Genomic DNA, 12,275 nt, shown 5'->3' on the forward strand with positions numbered 1-12,275 from the left:
GCCGGATTGTGCGCAAAGAAAAAGCCCTGACCGTAGTCAGGGCTTTTCAATTGGAGGCCTCAAGCGGAATCGAACCGCTGTAAACGGATTTGCAATCCGCATCTATCCTTTATTAATCAAATACATAGCAATTCCCGCCACCCTGCCTGCCCACCACTCTGGCTAGCGGTAGTAGATAAATGACGGGGCTCAGGCTAAGTTGCGAGCACCAGCCGGACTTCGTGCCGGAAAGACAAGGACAGTTCGATCCGAAGGGGGGATCTAAATGGCCGACTACATTCGGACCAACATTCTTTGCCAAGCATACGTCCATGCGGAGGTGGACGAGAACTACGCATCCGCCGTTGCAGCCATTCGCGAGAACGCACTGCCACTGATCGCCACTCGAGCCAAGTTCTTCCTCTACGAAGACGCTAAGCTAGAGTTCGATTCGGAACCTGGTTCAGTTAAGTCACGAATCACGGTGCTCGGCACAATCTTGGTCGCCCTTCAAGGGGTATGCAACTACAAGGACTTTCGGGAAGGCATCTCGCTTCTCTACGATGACGTCCGGCGTGTTGCTGAAGTGGCATCGACAGAGACGCTTTTCGCGCTAAGGGCTCGCGGTCAAGAAATAAAGAGAATCGAGATAAGGACTGGCATTGTTGGCCAACTTCACCGAGTTCTCAGATCTATCGATGCAGCAGAAGCTGATTCGCTTGACAAAGGGGTGAAGGGCAAAGCTGAGGACCTCGAGAAGATCAGGGCTGAGGTCCTGGCAATTATCGATAGCATCAAGAGCGCGGAAGACGTGGAGCTTGTTGCAGATGAGCTGTATGTGCTGATTGAGAAGATTCCAGAACACCCGACTCCAGGTCGGAGGGACCCGAAGGGCCTCGATTTCATTACGCTCTACCAAGACAACCGGAAAAGACTGCTTAGCTCCATAGCCTCGGCGAAGTCGACCAGAATGAAGGCGCTGGGTAAGAACGCGTAGAGCTATGCCTGCAGCTAAGCCCAAAATGACTTCTCAGACTGAGCCCCGAGCAGAGACGCAGCGCATCACACGCACAGTGGCCACCGCTGGGAGCGCGGTGGCGATGGCTGCCAGTGCTGTAAGTATCCTGACAGCATTTGGATACATTTTATCCTACCGATACCTAAGGGCTTTCTACCGCACCCTTGGAGCGGAGTGGGCTATTGATTTGTATCCACCCACCCAAATCATCCAGATCTCGGCACCACTGGCCATAGGAATTATCGGCTTATGTTTCACTGTGTGGACCGTGTATCCCCAAGTCAAGGACACGAAGGTTAGTTTTTTTGAAGTATGCGTTGCCAGCAGCATTGCGGCCGTAGCGTTTTGTACTCACTTGGCTGTGAATCGTTACCTGTCGGGATACACCTCCCACATCTGGATCGTGGCCGCTATAGCACTAGGAGTGGCCGTGCTCATGCTCACTACCAAAGTGCTAAGACATGTATTTGAAAGCGATAACAGGGTAACAACAGCCATGTATTTGCTGCTGCTTGCAGCATATGGAATATTCAGCTCTGCCGACTTCCTAGGAACGCGAAATGCACAGCGCGCAGGGAATGAAGACAGCAGTAGTCAGAGAGAAGTTCGCCTAGCCTCAGACAGCAGCGGAGCGAGCTATCGACTGGTGGCGATAGTTCCTTATGAAAGAGCACTTCTGCGCTCAGAACGAAATCGACATATCGAGTATCGAGTGCTTCCTTTGAACGAGCTAATCATCAAAGGGAGCCAAAGAAATTAAAAGCCTGCCTGCCTCTGGACGTGAATCAAATATTTGCTTTGACTTCATTTCTGGCGCAGGAACCTGCGGGCCATTACAGCCCAAGGGCGTGATGGCAAGTTTTCTGGAGGCTCTGCGCTCAGACCGTTCGGCCCATCTGGTAGCGCCCCGCCCTCATCCAAGCCTTGAGGGGGTCCCTCGCCCTGGGCTTGGTCTCCTTCGGCGGCTTGCGCGGCTCCAACGCCTCCTTGGCTCGCACCAATGCCGCATTGCTCGCTTCAGCCAAACGCCGGGCCTGCTGCAGCTGCTCAGGTGTCGGGGGCAGACCTGGCATCGGCGGCGGCAGTTCGGTGGGCGTACTGTCCACCAGCCGGGCTACCGCCTCCCGCAGCCTCAGCTCGGGGTACAGCCTGGCCGCGCACCAGCGTTCGGCGTAGCGCCTGCCCTGCTTGATGCTGGCCGCCCGCACGTTCTTGGTCTCCCACATCTTCCGGGCATCAAGATGCACCCGAACGCCGTCCTTTGCTGGCGTTACGTGGGCGATCTGTCGGCCGCTCCACCACAGCATCCAGCCCTCCCCCATCTGGACCCAGCCAGAGGGTGGTGGTGCTGAGCGGAATCCTTGGTAGCCGTGCGAGGGAAGCATGGCCGGGAGCATACGGCCAGGCGTCGCAGATCCTGCGAACGCGGTAGCGACCTGGCTGAATCGTTCGGGAAAAATGCCGGCGCGGCGCTGCTCAGGCGCCTCCGGGTTGAGCGGCCTGTGGCCCCGGATCCGGCGAGACCAGCATCGCCGCGCCACGCGGCCAACGCCATCAGGGAACCGCGCGACGCTCGCTCGGGTTTCGCCTATGCCGCCAGCCGATGCTCGTAGAACGGGTGCCGCTTGTCGTCAAAGATCCGGTACAGCGCGGCCAGGTCGGTGGAATCGGGGTTCAGCCAGGCGTCGACGTGCTCGGGCTTGATGTTGATGATGGTCCGGTCGTGGCCGGCGGCGGCCACCTCCGGTTCCGGATCATCCGTGATGGCTGCGAACGACAGCAGATCCGGCTCCTTGCCTGCAGGGTCCACCCAGTGCGACCACAGGCAGGCCACCAGCATTGGCTCGCCCGTGCGCGGGGTGAACTGCACCACCTGGTTCTTGCCGTCCGGCCCCTCCACGTTCTCGTAGAAGGTGTCGACCACCATCAGCCCATGGGTATGGCCGAAGGCGGGCGCCCAGAACCTCTCCAGGCTGTCGCGGCGGGCGTTGTACGTGCCCGGGAAGCGCTGATCGTAGTTGGCCGGCTTCCCGGCCAGCCGGCACTGATAGCGCATCGGTTTGATCGTCAGCTTGCCGCCCTCGGAGACGATCACCGGGGCGTAGACACCGGGGAAGATCCGGCTGTCCCGGTCCTTGCCTTCGGACCGCTTCAGGTCGCCCAGCTTGCCCATGGCCCGCTCGATCTTGTTGCCGGCGATGCGAACGTCTTCCCGGGCCTTCTTCGTTTCCTTTGCCTGCAGCGATCGCTCCGCATCGGCCAGGCGCTTCCGGTTGGCGAAAAGCTCCTTCTCAAGGATCGCGGCCTCGGCCTGGTTCCATTGCTGGATCTCCGCCCACACCGCCAACTCTGCCGGGCTGGTGCCGGCGCGGAACGCATCATCCATCGCCTTCGGGGTCTTGGGCCGTTTCTTGCCCGGGTCGTGGGCATAGAGCGCAGCGAACTCCTGCAGCGACACAGTGGCTCCAGTCATGCGGACCAACTTTTGATAGGCAGCTTCGATCTGCGCCGAGTAGCACATTGAAATGCACCCTCCCATAAGCTACAACTTGCGGAATCCTGAACAAGCGGCAAGATGATGAGCCCACTAGAACTCTATCACTATGTGGCCCAGTTGCTCGAAGCCATGCCGGCATATGTGGACGGTGAGCCGGAGGTACGGGAACACCAGAGCTGGCAAGCGAAAGCTCTGGCTGCACTGGAGCTCGATGGGATCGCTTCCATGCGCGATGCCACCGAATTCCGGCATTACATGGAGATGGCACGACGCGGTTTTCGCAGCAAGTCCGGCGACCGGCTAAGGCAATCTCTCAGTAACCTCCTCGCCCGATGTGAACTACGACTTCCACCCGAGCAACGAGGAGCGTTCATTGCAGTGGGCGACAACTTCTCCGCGTTTGCGACTTTGACTGCTGTCATTTCCGAAGCCAAGAAAGATTTGTTCGTGGTTGACCCGTACCTCAGTCATGAGGCAATCAACCGATTCATAGTTGCAGCACCTCAAGGGATTGCTATTCGTCTCTTGAGAGACGGCGAAGGTCGACAGCAGCCGCACACTCCAGCGCTTGTGGCCGCCATGGATGCCTGGAACACGCAGTACGCCGACCGCCCACTCGAAATCAGGTCGGCGCCGGCCCGCAGCCTCCACGACCGAGCCATATTCATTGACCGAGCGTCAGCGTTCACGGTGTCTCAATCGCTAAAGGACATCGCGGCAAGATCCCCGGCGCTCGTTCATCGAGTCGCCCCAGAACTCGTAGGCGAGAAGACCGCCGCCTACGAGGACATCTGGAACAATTCTCTCCGGATTCAGTAGCGCTCTAGATCAGTGAAGCCTGACTGTCGTCCCAGCTCTTGATGATCAGCTCCCCGAATTTCTTGCCCCGCCCCTGTCCCCCACCGATGGTGTAGTCGAGCTGCAGCGGGACCAGGTCGAAATCGGCGAACACTTCACGGATTTGCGGGTGGTCGTTGATCGATACCAAGAACTTGCCCGCTGCGCCGCGCATGAGCGCGGCCATCGCTTCGTACTCGGAGAACGGGAAATCGACACCGTAACCCTCCGTTTCCCAGTACGGCGGGTCAAGGTAGAACAGCGTGCCGGGACGGTCATAGCGTCGGACGCACTCCTGCCACGGCAGGCACTCGATGATGGTGTTCGCCAGGCGCAGGTGGACGGCGCTCAATTCTTCCTCGATGCGTAGCAGGTTCAACCTTGGACCGCCCGTCGTCACGACTCCGAACGTCTGGCCCTGCACCTTTCCACCGAAGGCCAGCTTCTGCAGGTAGTAGAACCGGGCTGCCCTCTGGATATCCGTCAGGGTCTCCGGTCGCTCCATCTGCGCCCATTCGAACATCTGGCGAGACACCAGCGACCAGCGGAACATGCGCACGAACTCATCGAGGTGATGCCGCACGCAACGATACAGGGACACCAGATCGCCGTTGATGTCGTTGAGGACTTCCATTTGCGCCGGGTAGGGCCGCATGAGCAGTGAGGCGGCGCCACCAGCAAATGCCTCGACGTAGCAGTCGTGTATGGGGAAGTGGGGATAGAGGTGCTTCAGCAGCCGGCGCTTGCCGCCGGGCCAGGAGATCATTGGCTTGGTCATAGTTTCTCAGCATTTGCGATAGGGGAGACCGACAATCCACGCGCTCTCGCGAGGGCGACAGGGACGCGGCCAATGCCAGGTGCTGAGACCACCTGTGTTGCGGCGCTGTTCGGGTGCTTGGCGGCATCCGGGCAGCGCCCTGTTTTGCGCTACACGGACAGTTCAATCAGCGGCAGGTTCGGAGCGCCTTCCACCAGGCGGCCGCCTCGCACCCACACGTTGTAAGGAATGGCCAGCTGCAGTTGGCCGAACGCACGCATCTGTGCGCCGTCGTAGGTCGTCAAGCTGCTTGTGCCGTCAGAGTTGTGCGCGGTGACGGTGGCCAGCAGCCTTGGGCTGCCACCGACCAGGTCGCCAAATTGATCCCACAGGTCAGTCCGCATCGGTGTAGTGCCTCTCAAGTGTGGCGGTTTGCTCGATCACGACGGCCTGCTGCTCAACCGTCACCTCGATGCGCAGCGACTCGCACTGGCCGTGCCACGTACCGTCCCAGCTCGTGACCTCGACCAGATCCAAGGGCATGATCACCCCCACCTCGCCTGGTTTCAGCGGCTTGGCGAAAAGCGGAACGGTCAGATCAACGGCCGCCTGCTCACCGCGATCAGAGAGGATGTTCCGGCCCCGCTCGGCGCCGGCAGCGGCGACGCTGATCAGTGGGCTGCTGACTTGCGGCGCAAACAGTTGGCCGGCCTCCCCTTCCCGCCGCACCTTGCAGGTCACACCCTTTCCGGCCAGCTCTCCCGTGACCACCACCGCGTCATAGAGCGGAGCGCTGCGCATCTGCAGGCTCTCTGTCAGCACGATGTCCTCCTGCAGCACGTGGTCGGGTGCGGTCTCCCTCCAGTCCCATGGACTGGCCGGATAAGCCGGCCGCACAGTGAGTGCGAGGTCAGCCGGATGCGACTGCACCACCGCACCGCTCGCCTCGGCGAGCGCGCTGATCGCATCCAGAGGCGTGCTAGCGTCGTAGAACCAGGCACCAGCAGGGACGTTCCAGTCCACGGTTTGGTAGTGGCTGACGAAGCCGGTATCGGCCAGCTCCTCGGCCACCAGCTGCGCCATGCTGCGATCTTCGCTTGTGGCCTTGACCCGCGCAGGGGCGTAGGGGGCAGCCAGCAGCGCAGTGCGTGAGCGTCCGCTCAGCCGCACACCGCCACCAGCGAACTCCCGCTGTTTCTGGAAGGTCTCGACAATACCGGTCCAGACATTGCCGTTGAGCGACACCTCAAATTGTCGCGGGCCAGCGGCGGTGGGTTTCAGCAGCGACAGTTGGCCAGGATCGGCCAGCTCGAAATCGAAAGTCCAACCCCACGACCCTCGGCTTGCAGCAAGCGATATTCGCGTCACTTCGATGGGGGTGCGATCAGGGAGACGCACGAAGGAAACCGTGTTGATCACGACATAGGTCCTGCGCTGAGGGCGCACCGCGTAGCACGCGACGACGCCAAGATTTAGGGGAACCACACCGAAGCCACCAACGACAGGACAGCCGAGGTTTAGCCCGACTGCATTGCCCGCTGGCCAGCCAGGCTCGGGCTCAGGGTCAGGAGGAACAGGCGGCCGCACGATCCAAGGGAGCTTCGCCGCGCTCCCCCACGGAAGGCGCCAATCCCTGGGCAACAGATCAGCCGGGGTCCACGGTGCCAGCCACTGGTTCCGCTCAGATTGACTAGAGCGCCACCGCACCCTGACCGAGATGTTCACTACTTCCTGAGCAGACCAATTGAGGCCACCATCGACACCAATCGCCTTTGACTGAGCCCACCGTGCGCGCAGCGACGCATCCCGTCTATCCATCGACCGCCACGGGAGCGAATGCGAACGCCGAACGCTGGCCTGCACGCCCCTCCAACGCAGCCTGCCGCTGTGCTGAAGCAACGGTGACAGGCCCCACCCGATGGAAGCACCCGGACCGGCCTGACGCTCTGCGCGCGCCCAGCTCGCCCACACCTCCATCGACGCCGCACCAGCCCTACCCCAGCCGACCACCGCCATGGCTGTCTGTGATCGCCCGGCAGACCATGCGAGGGAGGCGTCAACGCGCAGGTACGAAGGCTCCGGTCCCGGCGGATCTACCGACCACCAGTCAACGCCAAGGTTGAGGCTCACCACGGCGCCGCCCGCAGTGGCCGCCGGTCCGAGGTTCAGCACGGTACTGTTGCCCAGTTGGTTCATGGGCTACTCACGCACGGCTGGGGCAATCCAATCCTGAATCGCCGCGTTCTGCAGTCCGCGATCATCAAAACCGATCACGGTGAAGCGAATGGCAGGGTTGAGCCGATCAACTCTCCAGGTCCCATCGTCCTTGCTCATTGTTGAGGCAACGCAGAGTCCGCTACCGCGCTCCAGCACCATGACGCGACCTCGCGCCGGCTGATTCAGGATGCGGAATCGCCCATCCGGCTCGGACGGATCATTTGTCTTCGGAGCTTCACCGGCCAAGTAGCCGGGCCCGGCCCAGTACTGGCCCGATGAACTGTAGGCTCCATAGCGCGCGGCGGTCTGCTGTGCAGTCCAGGTCACCACCGACCATCTGAAGCCAAAGCGAGCTGCAGTGATCGCCACGACTACCCCCAGGAGTTGGTGATGTCGATAAGGATCTGTCCGGTCCACGTATCGGAAAATCCAGCGATGTTGTCAGCAGTCACATTCTTGGCAAGCAGTCTCGTGCCAACCGGCAGGCCATCAACATCTGAAACGATCGTCTGCTCGGGGAAGGGCCGCCGATGTATTGGCGCATACACGCCAGGAAGGTAACCGCGAGGCGTGAACGGAGCCTCCAGTAGATCAATGCTTCCATACAGCAATCCGCCATTGCCGACATACGGATAGTTGGGGAACCCAGGCTGGTTGCCCACGGCAAAATTGGCAGTAACCGCTGGCGCAGACAGAAACAATCGCACAGAGCCGACAGCCCCCGAGTGCGAGCGCCCGACAAACGCGGCGGTGATGCTATCCGTGCCTGCACTGCCGCTCCAAGGCTGAACCTTGAATCCGTACCCGATGTTGTTGCTGCCCTCGGTGTCATTTCCCTTGTAAGAGACCACAAAGCTATGTCGGTCGCCGGGGCGAATCGAGTTCATATCTCCGGCATAGTGCCCGTGAGTTCCCTGGGTGCCTTGGGATGCGAATGTGCCGGACGTATCGATGAACAAGTAGAAGAAGCGCTCATTGCCCACGGCGACCCAGTGTCGTGCAGCACCGCTGGCCACGTTTGACTTCTCCCACGTGGAGCCAATCGCCTTCAGCGCATCGGACGGGGTCGCATCCGATCCCGAATTGAGATCGCTCATGCTGGAGTAGGCGCGCAGCAGTGCCGACCGTGCGGCAGTATCGTCAACCCGTAGGAAGTAGCCGGTGCCGGACACGGGCGAGTTGCGATATGCCCGAACGTTCACGCCCCCGAACTCCTTGGTCCAGCCAAGACCATTCACTCTGCCCGCTCCGACGCCGTACCCATCCACGAGCAGCGCATCCAGCAGCGCGATCAGGGCCCCCGGCGCGCCAGACAGCAGTGGCGCGCCCGGATCAGTGCTTCGATAAACCGTTGGAACGAGACTCATGCTTGAACTCCTGCGACGTTGCCGATGACTTGGAAGCGAGTCGAATCAACGACTCCTTCCGGTGTGCCTGGGAGGGTGGTGCGTACCATCCAGATCGGGGCAAGGCCACCGACCGTGTTGAAACGCACCACGTTGTTGGTGGACCATCCGGAACCCCAGCCGGCACGCGGAATGGTGAAGTAGGGCCGGCCTGTACGCGGATTGACCGGCGCACAGTCCGAGGTCGTGGCGCCGCTGGTAATGGTTCCGACCGTTTCGCCCATCACCTCAAAGGTCGTTGAGCTAGTGAAGCGAATAGCCCAGCGCTCGGTGATTGCGTCGGCGTTGGCGACCACCAACGGATAGTCGGTATCGTTGAAGGTGCCTGGCGCGGCGCTACCAATGAGGACATCGCTCCATACACCAGTCCATGCAGCCTGGTCGAAAAGGTTAACGCTGCGCGCTTGCAGATCGAGGGAGCCGTTCGCCTCGCCCAGACGCAGCGCAGCACTGATCATTGCCTCGCCCGCAGGATAGTCATGCGTGAGGGCGGTGTTGATCTCAATCTCGCCCGTGATCTGAGGCTGCACCACCAATCGGCGATCCTCGACCCGTTCACTGATGACAATCGGCATGGTGTACGCCGCCAGGTTCAATGGATCACTGAACGTCAGACGACCCAGCGCGAGATCCACGGCGTACCACGCGCTATCGACCGCCGCCCCCTTGGAATCCCTGACTTCGATTCCAGCGATACGAGTGCGCCCGAAAGGAACGACCTGCCCGGCCTGAGGGGCCGCGATGCTGTGCTTGGCGGTGTGGTGAATGAGCACGGTCTGTCCCGGCTTGAACGCCGGCACTCGCCCATCGCTGGGGAGGCGAACCGACGAGAGCCCGATAACCACCTCGGAAAGAGGAATGGAGCGGTAGACGACCGCCCCCATGTAGATCGACCCCGGAAGGACCAATGTCGGCCGCCACACCTGGTCCCCTTCCACCAGGGCGGGATCAAACCACGGCTGGCCCTCGTTGCCCGCGACCGGTACGAGCTGGCCAAACTGCACCTTCGCCACGCCGCTTTCCCAATCGACGCTCCCACGGATCTCTGCGCTGGCGATATCACCGTTGATGTCCGCCGTCGCCGTCAGCAGCTCGCCATCAAGGCGGTTCGCCCGCAACGTGAACATGCCAGGCCGCAGCGGCGATCCAGGCGCCCGGAAGAACGAGAATGCGACGCCGGGATCGGCGATCCTGGTCAACAGGGAAAGCACCTGGACAGCATTAGTACCGCCGGGCAGCCACTGGGCCAGATTGACCACCCCTGAGGTGTAGTCGACCGTGCCAGCGTAGACACCCGCGCCGGTCTGCGGATCAACACTGTGGTACAAGCCACCGCTGCGATCGATGTACGTTCTGCCCCGGAAGCTGAAACGGATGCTCCCCGGAACAATGCTGTCGCTGATGGTCGGCGTCAGCTGCAACTGCATTGCGGGCAGGGGCAAGGACTCCTGGGCCTGCTCAGAGGAATCACCCGCAAGCATCCAGGCTGTGGAGATGATGGTGCCGGCGGAGAATTGCGCCAGCACATCCAGACGCTCATAGCCCACAACCTTGAGCCTGCCGGATCGAAGCTCATACTTCGGGTAGGACACCTGGTGGACTGTGAACTTGCCGGCCTGCAACGTCACCGCGCCCGTGCTGTAGTTCACCGAACCGAGCACAGCGCTTGCCGCCGTGTCGCCCACCGACACGGCCACGACGTTGCCTTTGCCATCGTCCTTGGCGATCACACGCATCGGCTGCGGCGCTGACGCCAGGTCATCGCGGTCGCGCAGAACGCTGATCACCCAGTCGAGAAGTACCGAGCCGGCGCGCACTGGCCCCTGCGGGAGGAGGAACGAGACGATGCCAGACCCATCCGGTACCGGCTGAGGTGCCGAGTGGAGCGCTTGGCCCGAGTCGTAGGTAATTGCCAGGTTGCTGTCTGCATCTGGAAGCGAACCAGGTCGCAGCGACACCTCGCCCGTCGCATAGGAGATCGAGCCGCGTACCTGGCCGCCGATCAGCAATCCGCCGGCTCCGTTGTCAGTGACCGCGACGTTACCGCCGCCGATACGCAGCGTCATGCTGACGCTACCAGGTACGGCTGCCCCCTCACCCAGAACGAACTGCAGCGACGGGGCCTGAATAGCAGCATCCCCGGAGCGTGCCTCCGCAATGATAGGCGTCCCCCACGCAGCAATGATGCTGCTCTTGAGATCTGGCAGCGCCCCTGCGGTAAGGACAATGGAGCCGGTTGTGTAGTTGACCGTGCCGCCGCCCTGCCCCGGCTTTCCAACCAACTGACCTTTGCCGTTGTCGGACAGTCTGATCCAGCGCCCCAAGGCGCGATAGTCAACGATCACCGTCCCAGGCGCCGGCAGCGGTATGGCTTGGATCAACCAAACCATGCCCTGATTGTTCTGGGTCACCGCGATTTCGTCCGTGTAGCCCTGCATCGGGATGGCACCGGCAGGGGTCGCGGTAATGCTGACGCTGGTGCTGGCCGTGCCCGACGAATGAGTGACTGAAACCACACCAGCCTGGTAATCCACAGTTCCGCCCCAGGGCGTCACCGCCGCCGACGTCAGGGTGCCAGTGCCGTCATCGGTCAGCTCCACGCTGCCGGCCATCACCTTCACGCTACCGACAGCCATACCCGTCCCGAGATAGCGAGCAACCGGCGTGCCCGCCTGGAAGCTGGATGCGAAGTTGAGCGCCAAGCTTCCCGCAGCACCAGATGGAACGAAGCTCATGGTCCCCAGACCGGCGAGCACATCACTCACGGGCGTCTCGGCAGTGGAGGTCGGGACGATGGGGACGTAGGGAGTATCAACCTGGACCGACAGGTCGCCAGGCTTACCCGAGGCTGACAGGCGTTTGACGCTGTGGTAGCTGTTGGCATCCACAACGTTCGTCTCGTACACACGCGTTGCAGGTTTGCTGGCAGTGAAGCGAACCACCTCCTGCCCGTAGAAGTTGCGGAGAAGCGCGTTCACCAGCTCGATCACCAGCACGTCACGCTCAAATGCACCCTGATCGTCGGTGAAGGTGCGCTTGGTGCGAGAGAGAACCGACTTCACACGCACATACTGCTCAGCCTCATCATGCCCGGAGGCCGGCAGTGTCATCAGTGAAAGATTGTCATTGATGTCCGGACTGGGTGCGTCGGCCGTGGTGTAGACCAGCAGCGTCATCTGACCGACGAAGTGGTTGCCCATCAGGATGAATCGCGACTCAGTTCCCCGGGTAATGTAGCTTTCCACACGGTTCTTCGCGTCCAACCGCACATCACTGTAGGAGCCAGTTGCGAACATGCTCACCGTGACGCTCGGATCTGAAGGCGGCTCGATGAGGACGCCGATGGCATCTTTGAGAACATCGACATTCGGGGTGTCGACATGCACGAACATCTTCCGCAGTGTCGCCCGCCCAGTGGTTCGTTCTTCATCGCCGATGTCGGGGAAGAGGTTGTTCATCGCCCCGTCCTGGACTTCGGCCTGGATCATTCGACCACCGCCGTCCGGGTTGTCGGTGAGGCGCTGCGACTGGCGCAGCTTGATATCGGTTGCGGAGATCGTCATC

11 protein-coding genes are annotated in these 12,275 nt (G+C 61.3%); 3 read left to right on the forward strand and 8 right to left on the reverse strand.

The genetic code is table 11. The features are described 5' to 3' along the window. Window positions 1-265 precede the first annotated feature (265 nt). Window positions 266-976 (forward strand): hypothetical protein, encoded by a 711-nt coding sequence (locus ACFX4F_RS11980; RefSeq protein ID WP_380655503.1) that lies wholly within the window; start codon window positions 266-268, stop codon window positions 974-976. Between the two features lie 25 nt (window positions 977-1,001). Beyond that, window positions 1,002-1,757: a hypothetical protein gene (locus tag ACFX4F_RS11985; protein ID WP_380655506.1), complete on the forward strand. Its 756-nt coding sequence runs from the start codon at window positions 1,002-1,004 to the stop codon at window positions 1,755-1,757. Window positions 1,758-1,875: 118 nt separating this feature from the next. On the opposite strand, the gene ACFX4F_RS11990 is transcribed toward ACFX4F_RS11985, so the two are convergent. Continuing rightward, window positions 1,876-2,382: a hypothetical protein gene (locus tag ACFX4F_RS11990; RefSeq protein WP_380655509.1), complete on the reverse strand. Its 507-nt coding sequence runs from the start codon at window positions 2,380-2,382 to the stop codon at window positions 1,876-1,878. 203 nt (window positions 2,383-2,585) lie between these two features. Next, entirely contained in the window at window positions 2,586-3,518 is a 933-nt protein-coding gene (locus ACFX4F_RS11995; RefSeq protein ID WP_380655512.1) for an SOS response-associated peptidase family protein, read from the reverse strand. A 57-nt stretch (window positions 3,519-3,575) separates the two neighbouring features. On the opposite strand from ACFX4F_RS11995, the gene ACFX4F_RS12000 reads away from it, so the two are divergent. Beyond that, window positions 3,576-4,313 (forward strand): hypothetical protein, encoded by a 738-nt coding sequence (locus tag ACFX4F_RS12000; RefSeq protein ID WP_380655515.1) that lies wholly within the window; start codon window positions 3,576-3,578, stop codon window positions 4,311-4,313. 4 nt (window positions 4,314-4,317) lie between these two features. On the opposite strand, the gene ACFX4F_RS12005 is transcribed toward ACFX4F_RS12000, so the two are convergent. From ACFX4F_RS12005 to ACFX4F_RS12030, 6 genes are all read right to left on the reverse strand, one after another. Beyond that, a complete protein-coding gene (locus ACFX4F_RS12005; protein WP_380655517.1) occupies window positions 4,318-5,109 on the reverse strand; it encodes a DNA adenine methylase in 792 nt (263 codons plus the stop codon). A 149-nt stretch (window positions 5,110-5,258) separates the two neighbouring features. Then, window positions 5,259-5,492, reverse strand: a complete 234-nt coding sequence (locus ACFX4F_RS12010) for a hypothetical protein (protein ID WP_230112420.1) — start codon at window positions 5,490-5,492, stop codon at window positions 5,259-5,261. Continuing rightward, window positions 5,482-6,507 (reverse strand): hypothetical protein, encoded by a 1,026-nt coding sequence (locus tag ACFX4F_RS12015; RefSeq protein WP_380655520.1) that lies wholly within the window; start codon window positions 6,505-6,507, stop codon window positions 5,482-5,484. The genes ACFX4F_RS12010 and ACFX4F_RS12015 overlap by 11 nt, the downstream gene beginning before the upstream one ends. Before the next feature lie 780 nt (window positions 6,508-7,287). Further along, window positions 7,288-7,674, reverse strand: a complete 387-nt coding sequence (locus tag ACFX4F_RS12020) for a hypothetical protein (RefSeq protein ID WP_248149463.1) — start codon at window positions 7,672-7,674, stop codon at window positions 7,288-7,290. 2 nt (window positions 7,675-7,676) lie between these two features. Beyond that, window positions 7,677-8,672 (reverse strand): hypothetical protein, encoded by a 996-nt coding sequence (locus ACFX4F_RS12025; protein ID WP_380655525.1) that lies wholly within the window; start codon window positions 8,670-8,672, stop codon window positions 7,677-7,679. Then, window positions 8,669-12,274 (reverse strand): hypothetical protein, encoded by a 3,606-nt coding sequence (locus ACFX4F_RS12030; protein ID WP_380655528.1) that lies wholly within the window; start codon window positions 12,272-12,274, stop codon window positions 8,669-8,671. Before ACFX4F_RS12030 ends, ACFX4F_RS12025 begins: the two co-directional genes overlap by 4 nt. Between the last annotated feature and the right edge of the window lies 1 nt (window position 12,275).

The organism is Stenotrophomonas sp. YIM B13575 (genome assembly GCF_042787595.1).
Taxonomy (GTDB): Bacteria; Pseudomonadota; Gammaproteobacteria; order Xanthomonadales; family Xanthomonadaceae; genus Stenotrophomonas; species Stenotrophomonas lactitubi_B.